This is a genomic window from Marivita geojedonensis (assembly GCF_002115805.1).
GTDB classification, from domain to species: Bacteria; Pseudomonadota; Alphaproteobacteria; order Rhodobacterales; family Rhodobacteraceae; genus Marivita; species Marivita geojedonensis.
Genome location: NZ_JFKC01000002.1, coordinates 1 through 18,081, shown reverse-complemented (window position 1 = coordinate 18,081; position 18,081 = coordinate 1). Strand labels below are relative to the sequence as shown.

Sequence of the window (18,081 nt, the reverse complement as noted above, 5' to 3'; positions counted from 1 at the left end):
GTCGCCTTCTGCCTTCGATATTGGGAAGCATTGCGCGCATTGTCTTATCCTTCCGTTGAACGTTCCTCAATCGCCGCCATTACGTCGCCCACACGGCGGAGCGCCGTACGGATCGGGTGGTCCTTGTCATCGTATCCGAGCAGGATGAACGCCTCCGCCCCAATGAACGCAGAGCTGACAAGCGCAGCAAGTTCTGACGGATTAAACGGGGCGAAGTTGCCGTACTTATCCTGAAACTCTCGTCCGAGACCTTCGATCAGATCATGCCAATGCCTCAGCCCCGAGCGGACAACCCCTGCAATCCTGGGGTTGGACCAACCGGCCGCAATCAGCTCCTGAAGGACTTGCACATAACCCGATGCCAGATCCTCCTCGAGATAATCACACGCGAGGAACCACTTCTGCGATACTGTCAGGTCAGGATTTTCGAATGTTTCACGCTGCCGGTGCACGAGCCGCGTGTTCATGTCTTCGAACAGCGCGAGGATCAGCCCCTCCTTCGATCCGAAATGATACTGGATCTGGCTCATTTGCGTTCCGGCCGCTTGGGCCACGGCGCGGGTAGATAGATTGGCAAATCCATCGCGAGTCAAAACAAGCCGCGCCGAATCCAGCAGCTCCCGCTTTGTTTGAAGAACGCGTTCTGCGGTGACCCGAGCCATGTGATCCTCCCAAGACTTTATTAGATCGTTCGAACGAATAAATCAACGATCAAGTGTGGGCTTGATCCTCAGTAGGTTTGAACGCCTTCTTCTAACAATGGGAGTGGGGCAATCGAGGGCGCTCGGTTCGTCAGCAACTCGGACATCGGGCTAGACAAAGCCGCCGCGCTTTACGCGAACCTCTTTTGCCTCTGCGTTGCTACCGATTGCTGGAGCAGTCTCAATGCAGAAATTATCAACACGAAGAACCGAGCACTTCTGCTTGGGCTCGTTCCAGCCATGAGCCGCGCTTGGCTTTAGGGTCCGCTGAGCGAGGCGCATCTCCGGATTTCAGCGGCATTGCGCGAGATCAAGGCAACAGCCAAGCCTGTCGCACAGACTGAGAATCGGAACTCACCTCAGCAGTAAAGTTAGACGCAAGAATGGTTCTTCCCGGGGATCGACATGTTAATGAAATACGTACTCACATTGGTGACAGCAGCCATGCTGTACGCACCCGACTTCAGTCTCGCTCAGATGAGCGTGACCGAAAGGCTCTCCCCTGACCGGACACCGGCTGTCGTGGCAGGCAGTAAGGCGGTGGACACTGGTTATCCTGAGCAATCGCTTGCCAGTTTCGAGTGGGCAATAAATCGCGGCGTAGACATAATAATTATCGGCGTCCAGAAAACCGCCGACGATCAATATATCGTAATGAAGGACCCAACCTTTACCCGAACAACGAACGTTCGCGAGGTCTATCCTGATGGTCCCCCGCGTCGCAATTCTGGGGAAATGGCTGCTGCTTGGCATTTGGTTAACGACTACACGCTCGAGGAGATTGGAAAGCTTCGACTGCGCGATCCCAGCGGGGACGACCATCCGGTGCCTTTACTCAAGGAGGTGCTCGAACTGATTGCCGGTCGAATGCTGGCCGTGCTCAGACTTGACGTCTACGATCCAGACAGCCTCACAGCCCTGCTTGAAGCACAGGAACCAAAGAACATCTTGCTGTTCAGTTGGGAAGACAAGGCAAAACTGCACGAGATCATGACCGCCACCGGGATCGGTGCATGGGACAGTTTGACAGATGTGCGTGATACAACGGCAACGCTGGAAAAGCTAGTAGACGCGTACGGCTCAGCCTTGAAGATCGTTGACGTCTACACCACCCAACTCAGTCAGGATCTGATTGCACGAGCGGCAGAACTCGAAGTGCGTCTTTGTATCGTCAGTTCGGTTGAGGACGTAGCATTGACGAGTGGCGATACTGCCCCGTGGCTGGATGCACTGAACAAGCCGGTCGCCGCTTTTACTACGGACTACCCTGACGCCGTTCTTGGGCTTCTGGGCAGGTGAACGCTCACTTGGTTTTCCACGAACTGGAAACGATCGTAATAACTGTGGGGGCCTCGGTTTTTTCGAATTGAAACCGGTGGAGGTCTACGGACCCAACATAGTAGGTGTCGATCTAAGATCGCTCAAGCTTCTGAATGTGACCGGGACGGTCCAATGTGGGCTCCGTTCCGCCATCTGCTGCACCAAGACCCTTATTGCGCTTCGCCGATTGAAGCAGTCCAACTAAACAGACCTGAAGACACGTGCGTAGCCGACAGTTTTCGTTAATCACAAAACCCGAGGCCAAAAGTGCGGCGCCCAAATGAGCGCCGCTATAGACGTCACGCAAATTCCACATCTGATGATGTCATAGGGAGATGCGTAACACGCTTACCACTCGCAGCCGCGATTGCGTTAGCCAATGCAGGGCCCGCCGGCGGCGTTCCAGGCTCACCGACACCGGTGGGTGCTTCGGTCGAAGGCACGATGTACACTTTGACTTCCGCGATATCCCGCATCCGAAGAGGCTCGTAATCCGGGAAGTTCTGTTCATAGACCGCCCCGTCTTCAAGCGTAATCTGATCGCGCATGACGTGCCCCATACCATAGCCTATACCCCCCTCGATCTGTGCTCGGACGACGTCCGGCGTAACCGCGATACCGCAATCGATGGCAGCGGTCACATTTTCGATCTTCACGACTCCGTCTGCATCGGTGGAGATTTCACACACCATCGCACAATAGCTACCGAACGACTTATGGGCCGCGATGCCTCGTGCGCGCCCTTGTGGCAGGTCGTTTCCCCAACCTGCTTTCTCAGCCGCCAAACGCAGGGTCGTCGCCATCCGTGCTCCGTCGGGATTCGTTTCATCGAGATAACGGAGACGATACTCCACTGGATCTGCACCTGCAGCTTCCGCGAGAAGGTCCATCATAACCTCCATGACATACCCAGTGTGGCTGTGACCAACAGAACGCCACCAGTTGACTGTGGTTGCCGGTACAGCATCGGTCAGGCCAACATGCTGCGTCGGGATTGTGTAGGCACCGTCGGCAATACCCTCAACCGAGGAATGATCCACTCCGTTTCGAACAATCATCGGCTCGAATGCGGTGCCTTTGAAGATCGACTGGCCGGCGACCCGGTGATCCCAGCCAACAATTGCGCCATTGGCGTCAAGGCCAACGCGGACGCGATGTGCCATCGCAGGTCGGTAATACCCGCCCGTGATGTCATCTTCACGCGACCAGACCAATTTCACGGGTCGAGTGCGATCCGTAGTGGCAAACGCAAGCGCCGCCTCGACCACGTAGTCGGAATTGGGCGTTGCCCGCCGCCCAAAGAACCCACCGGCGTAGAGCGTGTTCACCTGGATCTTCTCAGGAGGCAGTTCAAGGACCTGACCAAGGACCATATTGTTTGCAGTCGGGAACTGCGCCCCGTCGTGCATGATCACGCCGCCATCGGCTGTCGGTTCGATCGTCGCACCCATCGGTTCCATAGGCGCGTGGGCGAGCATCGGGAAATAGAATTCTCGTTCGACCACTTTGGCCGATCCGTCGATCGCTTTCGAAGCAGTCGCAAGGTCCGTGGCGCTGCCGGTAAACTGCGGTTCGGTTCGGACCATCCCCAGAAGCTCTTCCTTAATGGCGGCCGAATTCCTGGTCTCGGCGTTTGCCATGTCCCATTCTATCTCCAGTGCATCCCGTGCCTGAAACGCGGCCCATGTTGTTTGCGCATAGGCCATGACTGCATCACCCGTGGGCAGAGTATGCGCCATGATAAATCCAGGCACTTCTCTTGCAGCGCTGTCGTCGAAGGACGCGACCTTGGCACCGTATTTTGGAGCACGCTTCAAAGCGACGACCATCTGGCCCTCAAGCTGCACGTCCATCGCATACTTCGCCTGGCCATTGATCTTATCGGCGGTGTCCCGTCGGGCCCGGATCTCTTTGCCAATGATGCGGAACTCAGATGGATCTTTGAGCGTCGGGGCCTCCGGCACCTGCATGGCGCCTGCTGCGGCCACGAAATCCCCAATTCCGGCCTGCTGCTCAGCCCCCAATATCAAGCCTTCTGACAGGGACAAAGTGGACGCATCCACACCCCACGCTTCTGCTGCTGCGGCAAGCAGCATCTCCTTGGCGGCTGCAGCGGCAGTGCGGTATTGTATGAACGAATTGGCCATCGCGGTCGATCCACCAGTGCCTTGGAAACCACCAAAGAACAGGTTGGCGTATCGTGATGGATCAGACGGCGCATGTTCCCACTGGATGTCTTCCAGTGCCATATTCATCTCTTCAGCAATCAGTGCGGACAGGCCTGTGGATACACCTTGCCCGCCCTCGAAATGCTTGATGATCGCGGTCACAGTACCGTCCTCGGCAATAGTGAGGAACGGGGTAATGTTGCCTCCCGAAGCCGACGTCGTCGCCAGTACTCCTTTCGGGTTCAAGCCAATCACAAAAACGGACAGCGCGGCGCCAGCACCGCTCAGAAACTTCCGCCTGGTTGTGTTCAAGGTCATTGTTCAACCCTCCATGATATCCGCTGCGCGATGGATCGCAGCCCGGATACGGACATAGGTGGCACAGCGGCAGGCGTTGCCGTCCATGTAGTCGTCAATGTCCTGGTCGGTTGGATTTGCGATATCGTTGAGCAGCTTTACGGCCGACATGATCTGACCAGACTGGCAATATCCGCATTGGACCACATCCAGCTCGGTCCATGCTTTTTGGACCGCCGCACCTGCGGGTGAGGAACCAATCGCTTCAATCGTGGTAATTTCGGATCCTTCAAGATCCTCTGCGAGAGCTTGACAGGAACGTTCTGCAACGCCGTCAATGTGAACCGTGCATGCTCCGCAAGCCGCCACGCCACAACCGAACTTGGTCCCGGTCATTGCAAGCTCTTCTCGCAGCACCCAAAGAAGTGGTGTACCCGGGGCCGGATCAACTTCCTTGAGGGCACCATTGATTTTCAAAGATATCGTCATCCAATATTCCTCTTCGGCTTCAAGCGCTTTGCAACAAAGTAGAGACTAGGGCACTACATCGATCCAACAATCACAAATCGGGGCATGCTCAGGAGACAGGCTATCTCCCGCCCGCCAATTCGTGGATCTAAGCGGGTCGGTCCGCTGGGCTTGCAAGAATGTGTAAATGGAAACCGCTCCCAGGTTAGTGCTCCTGAAAGCTGAGATTGAACTGTGCGTTGCAGACAATCAATCCAAGCGCACCACTCTCCCAACTTGCCTTATGTCCTTTGTGGAATAGCTCCCAGCGCAGATAAACTGGAGGTCAAAATGCGTTTTATATCAACACTTGCAACAGCACTTCTTCTCGCCACCCCCGCTTTCGCTAACGACGTCTCTTACAACGTCGATGGCGAAGCCTTTACCGGCTATTGGGCGCAAGCGGACGACCCGAAGGGCCTGGTTCTGATTGTTCATGACTGGGATGGTATGACCGATTACGAACGCAAACGCGCAGATATGCTTGCGGAAATGGGCTACAATGCGTTCGCATTGGATATGTTCGGTGATAAAACACCAACAGAGACCATGGATCACCGGCGCGCTGCAACGGGAGCGCTGTATCAAGACCGTGAACGCATGCGTACGCTAATCAAAGCTGGGGTAGATCAAGCGCTTTCACGCTCGGAAACTGACGCAATGGTCGTGACCGGCTATTGCTTTGGCGGCGCAGTGGCTTTGGAAATGGCGCGGAGCGAAATGGCGGAAATGGTCAGTGGCTTTGCGACATTCCACGGGGGGCTAGGTACGCCAGTGGGTCAAGCTTGGGACGGGAACGAACCGCCCGTTCTGGTATTCCACGGAGGAGCCGACACATCCATCACAATGCAAGATGTTGCAACCTTCGCGACCGAACTCGAAGCGTCGGGCAACGTCTATTCCATCAAGGTTTACTCGAACGCCCCCCACGCTTTTACCGTCTTCGGCTCGAGCCGCTACCAAGAGCGCGCGGATCAAGCCAGCTGGGACGCCTTTTCCACCTTCCTAAGCGAGCAACTCGAGAGTTGATCTTTATGGAGCGCACCATGCACAACAAACGTGGTGCGCTCGCTTCTACTGAGCTGAATTTGGCACTCTTTCTCGCTTAGCCCATCGACTGTTAGGCGTCACTGCCATCGTGTTCATTTCCGATGCTCAAGATCCAGCCGTGCCTTTCAATACAGCTTAATTTACCTGAATTGGGTTCAAGCGGTCCTTCATACCGGTGGTTACCTACTTGGCACCAACCTCAGTCCGCACGAGCGCACAAACGAACAGCTTCACGTTCTTTCGTATCCCCTACGGCGGACGCGCTTATTCGAAAGCCCCGAGGAAGATGTCTCGTTGTTTGAGAAGCTGGAGAGCGATCTCTTGGCGGCTTAGCGTCTGAATGCGGCCTTTTGGAGGGCTCTCGTTGAATGATTTAGAAGCGGCCGAAGCTGGCCCCTACGAAATGCTCAATTGCCCGTTGATGGGACGACAATGAGCGATAACAATTGGCTTCGATCTCTGACCTAGATAGAGGGCGATATGCGGACAAAAGACGCCTTGGGGGCGATCGGCAACACTCCTCTTGTCAGGCTCAAGCAGTTCGAGCCGGAAAACGGCGCCGAAATATGGATCAAACTGGAGGGCGGCAACCCTACGGGGTCCTATAAGGACCGAATGGCTGTCTCGGTTCTCGGTCGCGCAATGGCGAGAGGGGAATTGAAAGCAGGTGACCGGGTCGTAGAATATACGGGCGGGAGCACAGGGACGGCCCTTGCGTTCGTCTCGGCCGTCCTGGGTTTGAAGTTTACAGCGGTTTTCTCTGACGCGTTTTCCGAAAGCAAACGTCAAGCCATGCAGGCCTTCGGTGCTGAGGTTCTCGTAGAAAAGAGTGAAGACGGCACCATTACTCCAGATCTCATCCAGCGTATGAAAGCGCGCGCACACGCGTTGGCAGAGGAACCCGGCAGTCACTACGCGGACCAGTTCGGGTCACCGGACGTTCGCGCAGGTTATGAGCCCATGGGGCAAGAAATCGCAGCGGATCTTGGCGAGGGGATCGACGTACTGGTAGCCGCTGTGGGCACCGGAGCTGCCTTGATGGGAACGGCTGACGGTCTTGCAAGAACTGGGCTTAAGCCGAAGATTGTTGCACTCGAACCCTTGCAGTCGCCGCTTCTGACAACCGGCAAGGGTGGCCCGCATCGGGTCGAGGGGATCGGTGTTGGATTCGAGCCGCCATTTCTAGATCGAGACAAAGTGGACGAGTGCCGTGCAATCGATCAAGAATTGGCGTTCGACATGTGTCGGAAACTGTCGCGCGACGCAGGCGTGTTTGGAGGCGGATCCACCGGGCTCAACGTTGTTGCGGCCATAGAGATCGCACGCGAACTTGGGCCGTCAAAACGCGTGGTCACCTTGTGCTGCGATACAGGCTCGAAATATCTGGGAGGCCATATCTACGCAGACGGCACTTGAATCGGAAATGCGACTTCACTAGCGCGGCCACGCTCGCTCGCGCAGTATGAGACATAGGCGTCGAGATGCTCCAGCGCCGGAGGCATCAGGATCAGACGTTCGGTTTCGATCTGACTGTCAGGCATGCAGACAGGCTCCTGTCAGAGGTCAAGTCGGGACGCAACTGGTCGCATCAACCACACCAGCGCGAGCAGCGAATCGACACGGTTGCGCTCAGAATACATGCGCAGCGCCGGCAATCACGAAGGGCACTGGCAGACACAAGATCAACCGACGCAAGGCCAATTGGCGGCCCATCAGCGGCAGTTCATAGGCCAGAAAGCGTGACGCGGAATAAAGAGACCACGCCGTGACATAGGTCACGACGAGGCTCGATGTGGCCCCCGCCTTGAGTGCAGCCGCCCCCACCGCAAAAGCCACGAAGGCCCCGCCCGGCGTGATCGGACCCAAGGCAATCGCCAGAAGAACACCCGACACGCCTGCTCCTTCTCCGAATAATGCGCGCACCTTCTCGGGAGGCAATAGCTCGGCAAAGAATCCGGCCCCCAGAAGTGCGACAATGATCCGGGGGGCGGTGAACTGCGCCATGCGCCAGGCGTTCGCCATCCCGGCGGCGCGCCATTCGGCATTGGGCAGGCGCAAGTAAAGCCACAGCGCCACGGCTCCCAGCAGGACTGTTCCAATGAGAATGTTCACTCGGAACTCCGCCCAAAAACCGCCCGCGCGGCCATCCCGACCAGGATCGGCACCGGAAGGCACAGAAGAATGCGCCACGAGACCAAATCGACCGGCAGGAACGAGAATTCCCAGATCAGAGTGCGGTTCAGGCTGAGCAGCGCCCAGCTGCTGACGAAGGTCATGATCGCGCCGACATCCGCGCCTACGAGACCGAAACTCGCCGCCAGGGGAAAGGTCATCGCCGGACCGCCAGGAATCGCGGCTCCCGCTAAAGCTGCCAGAAGCAGCCCACGAAGACCACTTTCCCGTCCGATCCAGATCGCCACCTTATCGCGGGGCAGTAGCAGCGGCAGCGTAGCCGCGATGAACATGCCCGCGGCTATCTTTGGGGCCAGAACGGTCATGAACCACAGCTCGGACAACGCGATTTCAACCGCTCGCTCCCACCCCTTTAGCACGACAACCAACACACCAGCCAGAAGCGCAGACAGCGCCAGGAACAGGAACCCAGTGTCGAAGATACGGCGCGCGGGTTGCTCGGGCGGTGAGTCAGCGGCGATATTCTTCAATGAAGGCATCAATGTCGAGCGCCCGTATGTCCGGCAATGCCGCTTTGTATGTCTCTCTCGGCCAGTCCCAGACGGCGATCTCCAGCAGCGCCTCGGCCTGTGCCTCGGTAAATCGGCGTTTGTTTGATGGGACGCGCGGGAATGCCTCCCACAACCGTATAGGGCGCAACATCGCGTGTCTCAACTGCCCCGCACCGATCACGGCCCCTGTTCCGATGGTCACCTCGTGCCCGATCCAGACGTCATGGCCGATGGTCACCCTCACGATAGCAACGCGATATGCGCCTTCTTCAGTCACAATAATATGGATTCCGGACCTTCGAGCAAAACTCTTTCATCGTGAGACGGGAGGAGAAATCTAGCCTCCTGCAACGCACGGTCGGGAACAGTGTAGACTGTGTAGTGAAAACACAGATGTACTCTGTATGGAGCTCAAACTATCGCGAACTCGTCACCGCAGATTAAGAGTATCGCCATTCTGGTCGCAGGAAAGATTGCGCAACGAAGTGGTCGGATTGAAAATCCTCGTGTCGGTGGTTCGATTCCGCCCCCGGGCACCACTTTAGTCATAAAAACAAGCCACTTGCGCATCGCACAGTTTTTAGTTCGTGCGTTGCACACTCATCGCACAGTTTTTCGTGCGTTGAAATGGCGCTGGGCTGGCTGAAAGACTGTGTTGACCACAGTGTTTGGAATCGCTGTGTTGACCATACTGTTCGCAACACAGTGTTTGCCCACAGTAACTGGAACACAGTAACTGAACCCACTCTTGAAACACAGAAACTCGGCGAAATCTCCAAACACATCAACTCCACACAAGCCTGGACGACGCTGGATGCGCCGAGAGCAGGCTTTCGTGTTATGTGCTGCGAAAGGCCGGATCGAGCCCAATCTTGCCTGTCGACGGCTGGATCGACTGCCCGCTTCTCTTGCGCGGCTCCTGGCCAAGGTGAATTATGGTGCGGACCAGAAGCGCGGCCTCGTCTTGGATCTGGACTTTATGAAGAGTGCAGCACTGAGCACAAGTTTCATACTGGGCGCCGCCAAAGCCTACGGACACAAGTAACTAGCGCTCCAAGAAATCGTCAAAGCCCCGTAGAGTAATGTCACAAAAGCTCTAAAGGGAATTTCCAGTGGCAGACACCTCCGCTATTCGCCCCGAAGCCGCAGCTTTCGCCAACCCACAAACCAGCCCCGAACGCTACCGCCACAGGTGGGAGATGCCGCTAGTCACCGTGGCCTATATCATCTCGATCCTCGTGCTGATCCTCGGCCTCGCCAGCTTCTTGGCGCAAGAGGACTCGGGCGCGGTGACAGATGCAGCCACTGAGGATGCCAGCGACTTCGGCCAGTACGCACTTCTTCTTCTTGCCGCGCCAGTCATCATCTTCCTCACGCGGTTCTACCGGATCGCCATGGACAAGGCGAATGCGGTGCGGGTCGGCCCGAACCAGTTCCCCGAGATCTGGACGCTCTATCAAGACGTCGCACAGCGCATGGGTATGGAAAACCCGCCCCGGCTATACGTGAAGAACGGTAATGGCGTGGTGAACGCCTATGCTTTGTCCTGCAACGCGCGCTACAAGTACGTCGTCATCTTCGCCGAGATCGCGCTCTTGATGGACCGGTCCCCCGAAACGGTCGAATTCGTAATCGCCCACGAACTTTCCCACCACCGCCTGCGCCACGTGTCACTCTGGCGCCTGATCATCACCTTCCTCCCGAACCTCATCCCTGTTTTGGGTGTCAGCACGATCCGCGCACAAGAGTATTCGGCAGACCGGCTGGCTCACTCGGTCTGCGACCACCACCGCGAGACGATATCACTGCTGATGGCCGGCCCTTGGATTAACCACAAGGTCAACCACGACGAACTGAAGGTGCAGTCAGAAGATGAACGTAACGAATGGTTCATCCGCGCCGCCAATATCATGTCGAACCATGCGGTCGGGGTGAAACGCTACCATGCGCTGCAGTCTATCGACGAAAGGGGCTATAAGGCGCACGGCGGAATGTTCTGAGGGCGGGCGCTACGCCGACATCGTGGTTTTGGCGGCTGCGGGCCAACTCATCCATGCGCGGGACGACTGGCCGTGTGAAATCTAGCGGTGACGGCCGCACAGCACGCTCGGCTATGAACCTAAGGCCCCGAACCTGTCATCCCGATGGATCAGAGGCCGGTCATGCACTAGCTCTCTACTTGGACCGATCGAATGGGGCCGCTCAGTTCAGCGGTAGGGAATGCTGAAGAACGAGAAGCTGTTGGTTTGGGTGATTACGGGCGCTCCCGTTTCCGCCATCAGGCTTGCCATTGCAGCACTTCCCGTCGGACAGGCCACAAGATCGGCCGCATCGTCGAGGAAATCGACAGTGAACGCGGTTTCGCCGACAAGCCGGCACTCGTCCGCAACGCTTCGGTAACCGCGAACGAAGTTCAGTTGCGGGTCAGGTTCGCTGATCGCGAACTCTGGAGCGGTTTCGACGCATCCCGTCACCGTCAGCGCCAGAGCGCAGGCACAGATAGCACGCATGACCTTTTCGAGGCGCCTTTCCATGTTTTCTACTCCCACTCTGCACCCGTGCTGCGCCAGACCATTTCATCTGAATCCCAAACACTGGCCACGACGCAGGGCGTTGGGTTGATCCCACCACATTGCGAGCCATGCACATCCGCTAATAGCACACGGAATGGTCCAATGTTCGCCATGTCCCATCCCTGATTGAGAAGCGAAAACATACGATCCTCGATCAGGAAGTGAGACACGCAACCGCCTGTCCCGCAATAGAGCGACACAGCGGTGGAACAGGCAAAACCCGCCTCGTCCAGAACCCAGTCCCGCTGGTTGTCCCCATCGAGATCGACGCGGTGAATGGCTCCCAATTCAAGGGCGAACTGTCCATTTTCGAAATTCGAGCATGCCTGCTGCGCGGCTTCGACTTTCTCAAGCAACTGTGTGGGCAACCCGGACAAGTCCTGCGCATGAGCCGAAGCAGTGTTAATAGCTGCGGAGATCGCACAGAAGACAGCCAATCTTGTGCCGGCACCAGCGCGTTTTCCCTTTTCAGATGGTCGGCTCACCATGTCTGTATTTCCGGCCTTCTCATGCGGCTCAATTACACTGATCGTAGGTGTAATCGCCAAACTCGATCCAGTTCCGGCCACCATCGCTGAAGACGAGGAACTCTGACCGATCTTCACCCAGCAGCGCCATCTGGAAGCCTGCCGGTGGTTCGGAGTTTCCGAAGAAGCTATATGAGGTCATGGCGCGAATGGTCTCACCATTGACGGTCACAGCAGCATCCCACTGGTCGCCTGATTGACCTACTATTGCGTATTCGATGACCCTTTGCACAGCACCGCCACCGCAATACACAATGCCTTCTGGCGCCTCCATGCTCTGTGATGTCGACGCGTTGGAGGTGCAGGAAGCGCGCAGGGATCTGACCGCCGCAGATGAGCCTTTGAGCGTAAAAATGCCATAAGAGACATCCTGATCAGCCATCGAAAGGTTCAGAACTGCGTTCTGCGCGATCTGATCCAAAACGAAATCATAGTCGCCCTGATCGAAGAAACGGACCTCAACAGGATAGTTGTCGACGAGCGATATATCCGCATTCACCGATCCGGCCTGAAACGCACCTACCTCGGTCGAACCATCCTTCATGAACCGAAAGGAAAGGCCCTGCTTGGAAACGATGTCTTGCGAGTCCTCGTAACCTGCTGGCGCAAAACGGACCCGATCGCATTGTAACTCCAGCGTCATGTTGCCCGTCTGAATGAAGGCGTTGGCATTGGGCGGTCCACTGAAGTTCCAGTCAGCCATGGCCGGTGATGACATCATGATTGTGAAGACCGAGCCGGCAACAAGATGTCGCTTCATAGATAACCCCCTGGTCAGTTTGGCCGTGGTTCGTCATTTCGCCGCGAAGGCGCTGATGATCTACGTCATAAGTTCAAGCTGCGGGTGGACCATATTCATTTGTACCTTCCTGTGATGGTCGGCTGAGCCACCAGATCATCAACACCGAGAGTATCAGTTGAAGAACTCCCACAACCATCAAACCAGTTACACCAAGTAGTGCCGCTGGGCCTCTCAACGCTTCAGGGTCGTCAGCCCCTTGCTCGAGGACTGAAAATACAGCGATGCCACTGAACAGCATGAACATGGTTGCGATGCTCAGTGCTGCAGGCAAAAGCAAGTACCAGCCTGGTCTTCCGGTGTCGTGCAGTCGACGCCATCCAGCGGCAAGCATGGGTACGACAACGGCAAGTTGGAATATCGGAGTGAGGACTTGGCTGCTCTCTCCAGTTTCCGGGTCCGTGCCAAACAGGGAGGCGTCGACAACTGCCAAGACAACGCTGACGACAACCACGAACAACACGAACCACCAGTACTCGGGCCGCGCCGCGCGCCCGGAAAAAACGAAGTATTTTGTAAGGCATGTCTTGGTGGCTTCAACAAAACCCATATTTGCAACCTCCCTGAATAGGTTGACAGGTACTTTCTGACAGGAGGAGACATCTTGCAAGCTTTGGTCGATCTAATCAGATGCCGCAACTGCAACAGTCTGCTTCGTCCGCATCTCGGGAATAGAGCTCGATCTCGGGAATGTCGGCTATCTGATTAGGCTACCTTTCCGGTCCGGCGTCGCAATATACTCAGGCGTGATGTTAAGTCGACCGGCGATATCAAAATGGGCGGACCAGAAAGCCCGCCCCGCGCCGAAAAATATTCCGCTAGCTCACATACGATTGAATGCGATAATCTGGTCGTCCGAGTTCACCGAGCAACGGAAAGTGGTTCCTCCAGCGTATACGGAGTAGTTCCGTGTTCCGAAGGCATCGAAATTGATCGGACTTGCCGACGTCTGATCATAGCCAACCCGCATCAGAGACGCTCCTCTCTCGCGGCACTCAAATGCTCCCGGGTCCTCAATTGCATCTCCGACTTCCACACATCCCGCAAGCCCTAAAGCAACAATTCCGGCTGACAGCAATTTTATGTTCATCCCTCTTCCCTTCTGAACCGTTTGGTTTTGCGTTTCTCTAACTTGCATGGATTTATAGGTTAGTCAGCGGACTCGAGCTTGGAAAGTCTTTTCGCTTGAAACAATGGCCTCTTCGTCCGCAGCTACGCCAATGGCCCACTGCCACCCAACTTCTGCATCTCACTACAGCGGTCCTTGCCGCACTCACCAAACTATCAGTCCTCGGCACAAAGTTGTCGATTTTCGGCTGACATCACCAACACACGAACTTAGTGTGTGATGAGGTTACCGAGGAGCAGGAATGGCCAAGCTGGGCGCAGATACGCATGTGCTGCTGGATGGGGAGGTGAAGGTCTACAAGCGCCCCAAAAGCAAGCGCTGGCAGGCCACGTTCAAAATCGACGAACACTGGGTGCGCATCAGCACGGGCAAGCGCGATCTTGAAGAAGCAAAGACGGTCGCCCGTGAGCAGTACCTCGACTACAAATTCCGCGCCAAGCACGACCTGCCCGTTGTCACTAAGCGATTTGAGGATGTCGCACGATTGGCAATTGCGGACATGCAGCGGCAGCTGGATGCGGGTGCCGGGCGCAAGGTGTTCAAGGATTACATCAAGGCTCTCAACCTCTACTTCATTCCTTTCTTCGGAAAGACGTTCATTACCAACGTTGACCACGAAAAAATCCAAGCCTTCAACGCGTGGCGCGCGGAGCAGATTGGTAGGGAGCCAAAGGCATCAACGCTGAATACACACAACTCAGCTATGAACAAAGTTTACGCTGAGGCGGTCGCTCGTGGTTTCATCACGCAAGGCAAAGTGCCGATCCTGTCCAACAAAGGTGAAGGTGCCACTAGGCGTCCTGATTTCAGCTTGGAAGACTATCGCACGATGATCCGCAAGCTGCCGCATTGGATCGACAAGGGCAAAGGCGGCAAGTCACGGGACATGCGCTACCTGCTCCGCGACTACGTATTGATCCTCGCCAATACCGGCATGCGTCACGGCACTGAGGCGCAGAACCTACGATGGAAGCACGTTACAGTCTTTACTGAGAATGGCTTGGAGTACGTTGAACTCTATCTGCACGGAAAGACCAAGCCGCACGAAGCCATCGGTCGCGCGGGCACCATCGACTATCTCAAGCGCATTCACTCCCGCACGGACGCGATCAAAGACATCGACTTCTACGACATGCTCAAGCAGAAGCTGGACCTGCCAGTGTTCTGCTTGCCCGATGGCACTGTGACAGAGCACCTTCGGCAAACCTTCAAGGCGTTCCTCAAAGACGCTGGTTTGCTCAAGTGCCCCAAGACCGGGCAGGATCGTACACTCTACAGCCTGCGACACACATACGCGACCTTTGCACTCGTGAACGACGGTATGGATGTGCACGCATTGGCCAAGCAGATGGGGACGTCGATTGGCATGATCGAACGACACTACAGCCATCTGACCCCGCGCATGAAGAAGGATATGTTCACCGGCAAGCGATACGAGCTGTCAGCGGAGGAATATGCAGAGCAGAAGGCGAAAGAAAACGGGCGAGTCTGAGCACTCCGCGCGGGAAGCCGACCTTCTTCGCGCCTGCAAACCGATTTGGTCGCATAGCAAACAGCTGCCATTCAAGCGACGATTGAAGCGGTGTTTATGCTGCGTCACCACATGACGGCTTCGAGCCCAAAGTACCGGATGCTGCAGTTTTTTGCGAACGACTGCTTCTGGCAACTGAAAAGAGGCACGCCATCGGCATAAAAGCCGGGCGCACCCCCCTCAGATTTAGCTCCCTCCGCTTGCAAGGTTCACGGATTGGGCTGGATCATGACATTGGCGCGGAACAGGTTTGCAGGATCGACCTTAGCTTTGATGTTCTCCAGCCGCGTCTGATTGGTTCCGAACGCGCCTTTGCTCCGCTCTTCCCCGGCTTCAGGAACGAAATTGATATAGACACTGCCTTCAGCGAGCGGTGCGGCCTTGTCGAACAACGCGCGCGCCCATGTCTTGCAGACCTCATCCTGATTTTCATTGCTCCATCGGGCGTGAATGTTCATGACATAGCGAGTTTTCCGATGAGCGTAAGCCATCGCTTCCTCGTCTACACGACCAGCTGCCCCTCCCAACTGTGCGACGAAAATCTCGCACTCGTCGGTCGGCAGATCGCTCGCTGCCTCGATCATCAGGCCGATCACATCGTCAGTTAGTTCCCTGAAGTCGTGCGATTTCCAATAGTTTCTGGCGCCCTCAGTAAGCAGGGGATCAAAGGCCGCTTGCCATCCGGTGTAGGGATGCGGTGAAACGCCATCGGCAATGGGGTTGCCAATAGACCGCAGCGGAGCGAGAGCCGCCTCGCTCCCGTCAAGTGGGCCGGCAAATGCCATGGGCATCAGCAGGACAGTCTTGCCATGATGCTCTGGCGCAAGAAAAGGCAACGGCGGTGCCTTGCGAAGCACGAACCAGCATGTGGCTTCGTCAGGCAACTGGGCCGCGACGTCGCGATACGCTTTCAATGTGGACGCGGCATCCTCCAGCGAATGAACGACAGGACCCGTCATCATCGATGTCTCGACAGGATGGAGTGCAAATTCGAACTCCGTCACGATACCGAAATTGCCGCTGCCACCGCGGATCGCCCAGAACAGCTCGGAGTTAACATTTTCAGAAGCCTTTATCAGAACGCCGTCGGCGGTTACGATCTGCACTGACACAAGATTGTCGACCGTGTGACCATGCTTTCGCGACAGCCATCCGTAGCCACCACCTAAAGCCAGTCCTGCGATGCCGGTGGTTGAGTTGATTCCGGTAGGCACAGCTAGTCCGAAGGCCTGGGTTTCGTGATCGACATCGCCCAGCAATGCCCCGGGCTGGACGAATGCCCGACGCGCCTCGGGATCGACGCGAACGGCCCGCAAAAGCGACAGGTCGATCATGAGCCCGTCGTCGCAAACCGCGCTTCCGGCGATATTGTGACCGCCGCCGCGCACCGACGTCAGCAGGCCATGTGCGGCGGCGAACCTGACAGCGGAGATAATGTCCGCGGTGCCGCTGCACTCGGCGATCAGGGCTGGCCGCTTGTCGATCATGCCGTTCCAGATGCGCCGGGCATTGTCGTAGTCAGGGTGATCCTTGGAAAGGAGCCGACCCCTCATTGCCGATTCGAGACCGTTGATCGCTTCTTCGCCAATGCTCTTTGTTTGTCCATTCAGCGTTTGAAATTCCGTGCCCATCTGGTCCTCCGGGGTTCTGTGTGGTTTCGATGATCACGTTGCCGGGTCGCGACGCTTCCAACCAGTCCACGGATTGGACTGGTTTGCGAGCCGTGCCGCGATTATTTTAGCATAGACGGAGGTGATGCAGATGGGCTCTGAAAAAGGCTACGGTCAGTATTGTCCGCTTGCGATGGCCAGCGAAATGCTCGGGAACAAGTGGACGTTGCTTGTTATCCGCGAGCTTCTCGACGGATCGACCAGCTTCAACGATATCGCACGGGGCCTACCGCTTGCCTCTCGATCGTTGCTTGCGCGACGGCTGCGCGACCTGGAAGAAAACGGTCTCGTCAAACACCGAGCTGGGACGCGAGGAAAGTTCGGCGACTACCGGCTTACAGAGGCTGGCAAAGCCTTGTCGAGCGTGGTTCGCGCGATGGCGATCTGGGGACAGGAATGGATCGGCGAAGAGCCTTCCCTCAAGGACATCGACGTCAGGTTTTTGATGTGGGACATGCGACGGAATGTCAAACCCGCGAGCTTCCTCCCCGACCCGTTCACCGTGCAATTCATCTTTTCGGATGCGCCCGAGGGATTGACGGATCATTGGCTCGTCTTCGAGAACAACGATGTCGACTTGTGTTATGTCGATCCCGGGCGTGAGATCGACGTTTTTGTCGAGACAGACTTACGCACCATGACCCGCGTCTGGATGGGATGGCGCGATCTCGATGACGCGGTCAGGGATGGTTCCTTGGATATCACCGGTCGAGACGGAATCGTCAAAAGGTCACGTGATTGGCTGGGCCTCAGCGGCTTATCCGGAATTTCTAAGCGACCTTTAGAAAATCGCGTGGGTAAAGCAGGCTCGACATAGGATCACTGACAGGGAAGCGGTCATTCGTATTTCTGCCATGGATGGCAGAAAAGTCCCGCTCTGCTGACCTTCGACTTCTCAAAATGCTGCACGATAGACGAATGTCCGGTCTGGCGAAGCTGCGCTGCACCTAATCGCATGGTGGGCGGACGCAAATCTCTGTGCCTGACGTGAAGTCCACCTTACCCTCGGCAACACGACCAACAAAATCACACCCATCTTCCAATCCGTCAAAATACTGCCAAGATCGGATGGCGAACTGCATCGGTGCCGCCCAAAGAATGGTGTCGTTTAGGCTAGGGTCAGGA

At 56.4% G+C, this 18,081-nt stretch carries 17 protein-coding genes and 1 pseudogene; 6 read left to right on the top strand and 12 right to left on the bottom strand.

Annotated elements, in window-relative coordinates:
• Positions 1 to 44: 44 nt before the first annotated feature.
• Positions 45 to 662 carry a TetR/AcrR family transcriptional regulator gene (locus MGEO_RS03225; protein ID WP_085635282.1) on the bottom strand — a complete coding sequence of 206 codons (618 nt, stop codon included), beginning with the start codon at positions 660 to 662 and terminating at the stop codon, positions 45 to 47.
• Between the two features lie 444 nt (positions 663 to 1,106).
• On the opposite strand from MGEO_RS03225, the gene MGEO_RS03220 reads away from it, so the two are divergent.
• Positions 1,107 to 2,000 carry a glycerophosphodiester phosphodiesterase gene (locus tag MGEO_RS03220; RefSeq protein WP_085635281.1) on the top strand — a complete coding sequence of 298 codons (894 nt, stop codon included), beginning with the start codon at positions 1,107 to 1,109 and terminating at the stop codon, positions 1,998 to 2,000.
• Positions 2,001 to 2,320: 320 nt separating this feature from the next.
• Here the strand turns inward: MGEO_RS03220 and MGEO_RS03215 are convergent, their stop codons facing one another.
• Both MGEO_RS03215 and MGEO_RS03210 read right to left on the bottom strand, forming a co-directional pair.
• Positions 2,321 to 4,507 (bottom strand): xanthine dehydrogenase family protein molybdopterin-binding subunit, encoded by a 2,187-nt coding sequence (locus tag MGEO_RS03215; protein ID WP_085635280.1) that lies wholly within the window; start codon positions 4,505 to 4,507, stop codon positions 2,321 to 2,323.
• 3 nt (positions 4,508 to 4,510) lie between these two features.
• Positions 4,511 to 4,975 carry a (2Fe-2S)-binding protein gene (locus tag MGEO_RS03210; protein ID WP_085635279.1) on the bottom strand — a complete coding sequence of 155 codons (465 nt, stop codon included), beginning with the start codon at positions 4,973 to 4,975 and terminating at the stop codon, positions 4,511 to 4,513.
• Between the two features lie 309 nt (positions 4,976 to 5,284).
• On the opposite strand from MGEO_RS03210, the gene MGEO_RS03205 reads away from it, so the two are divergent.
• A complete protein-coding gene (locus MGEO_RS03205; RefSeq protein WP_085635278.1) occupies positions 5,285 to 6,022 on the top strand; it encodes a dienelactone hydrolase family protein in 738 nt (245 codons plus the stop codon).
• A 501-nt stretch (positions 6,023 to 6,523) separates the two neighbouring features.
• Positions 6,524 to 7,459: a PLP-dependent cysteine synthase family protein gene (locus MGEO_RS03200; RefSeq protein ID WP_085635277.1), complete on the top strand. Its 936-nt coding sequence runs from the start codon at positions 6,524 to 6,526 to the stop codon at positions 7,457 to 7,459.
• Here the strand turns inward: MGEO_RS03200 and MGEO_RS21325 are convergent.
• The 4 genes and pseudogenes from MGEO_RS21325 to MGEO_RS21910 all read right to left on the bottom strand — a co-directional run.
• Positions 7,441 to 7,584, bottom strand: coding sequence for a hypothetical protein (locus MGEO_RS21325; RefSeq protein WP_158090970.1), 144 nt, complete (start codon positions 7,582 to 7,584; stop codon positions 7,441 to 7,443). The two genes, MGEO_RS03200 and MGEO_RS21325, sit on opposite strands and share 19 nt — an antisense overlap.
• 88 nt (positions 7,585 to 7,672) lie before the next feature.
• Complete coding sequence (locus tag MGEO_RS03195; RefSeq protein ID WP_085635276.1) at positions 7,673 to 8,155, bottom strand: hypothetical protein; 483 nt, start codon at positions 8,153 to 8,155, stop codon at positions 7,673 to 7,675.
• Complete coding sequence (locus MGEO_RS03190; RefSeq protein ID WP_143746223.1) at positions 8,152 to 8,715, bottom strand: hypothetical protein; 564 nt, start codon at positions 8,713 to 8,715, stop codon at positions 8,152 to 8,154. Before MGEO_RS03190 ends, MGEO_RS03195 begins: the two co-directional genes overlap by 4 nt.
• A 116-nt stretch (positions 8,716 to 8,831) precedes the next feature.
• Positions 8,832 to 8,959 (bottom strand): annotated as a pseudogene (locus MGEO_RS21910) (chloramphenicol acetyltransferase); the annotation flags it as partial.
• An 880-nt stretch (positions 8,960 to 9,839) separates the two neighbouring features.
• Here MGEO_RS21910 and MGEO_RS03175 point away from each other — a divergent pair.
• Entirely contained in the window at positions 9,840 to 10,727 is an 888-nt protein-coding gene (locus tag MGEO_RS03175; protein WP_143746222.1) for a M48 family metallopeptidase, read from the top strand.
• 207 nt (positions 10,728 to 10,934) lie between these two features.
• Here the strand turns inward: MGEO_RS03175 and MGEO_RS03170 are convergent, their stop codons facing one another.
• The 4 genes from MGEO_RS03170 to MGEO_RS03155 all read right to left on the bottom strand — a co-directional run bounded on the left by MGEO_RS03170 (position 10,935) and on the right by MGEO_RS03155 (position 13,176).
• On the bottom strand, positions 10,935 to 11,261 hold the full coding sequence (locus MGEO_RS03170; protein ID WP_085635272.1) for a hypothetical protein: 327 nt from the start codon (positions 11,259 to 11,261) through the stop codon (positions 10,935 to 10,937).
• Between the two features lie 5 nt (positions 11,262 to 11,266).
• Positions 11,267 to 11,737 carry a hypothetical protein gene (locus tag MGEO_RS03165; RefSeq protein WP_198948079.1) on the bottom strand — a complete coding sequence of 157 codons (471 nt, stop codon included), beginning with the start codon at positions 11,735 to 11,737 and terminating at the stop codon, positions 11,267 to 11,269.
• A 79-nt stretch (positions 11,738 to 11,816) separates the two neighbouring features.
• Positions 11,817 to 12,587, bottom strand: a complete 771-nt coding sequence (locus tag MGEO_RS03160) for a hypothetical protein (RefSeq protein WP_085635270.1) — start codon at positions 12,585 to 12,587, stop codon at positions 11,817 to 11,819.
• A gap of 73 nt (positions 12,588 to 12,660) precedes the next feature.
• Positions 12,661 to 13,176 (bottom strand): DUF805 domain-containing protein, encoded by a 516-nt coding sequence (locus MGEO_RS03155; RefSeq protein WP_085635269.1) that lies wholly within the window; start codon positions 13,174 to 13,176, stop codon positions 12,661 to 12,663.
• An 820-nt stretch (positions 13,177 to 13,996) separates the two neighbouring features.
• On the opposite strand from MGEO_RS03155, the gene MGEO_RS03150 reads away from it, so the two are divergent.
• Positions 13,997 to 15,247 carry a tyrosine-type recombinase/integrase gene (locus MGEO_RS03150; RefSeq protein ID WP_085635268.1) on the top strand — a complete coding sequence of 417 codons (1,251 nt, stop codon included), beginning with the start codon at positions 13,997 to 13,999 and terminating at the stop codon, positions 15,245 to 15,247.
• Positions 15,248 to 15,495: 248 nt separating this feature from the next.
• Here MGEO_RS03150 and MGEO_RS03145 read toward each other — a convergent pair whose 3' ends face one another.
• Positions 15,496 to 16,917, bottom strand: a complete 1,422-nt coding sequence (locus MGEO_RS03145) for an FAD-binding oxidoreductase (protein WP_085635267.1) — start codon at positions 16,915 to 16,917, stop codon at positions 15,496 to 15,498.
• A 130-nt stretch (positions 16,918 to 17,047) separates the two neighbouring features.
• On the opposite strand from MGEO_RS03145, the gene MGEO_RS03140 reads away from it, so the two are divergent.
• Positions 17,048 to 17,773 (top strand): winged helix-turn-helix transcriptional regulator, encoded by a 726-nt coding sequence (locus MGEO_RS03140; protein WP_085635598.1) that lies wholly within the window; start codon positions 17,048 to 17,050, stop codon positions 17,771 to 17,773.
• Positions 17,774 to 18,081 lie beyond the last annotated feature (308 nt).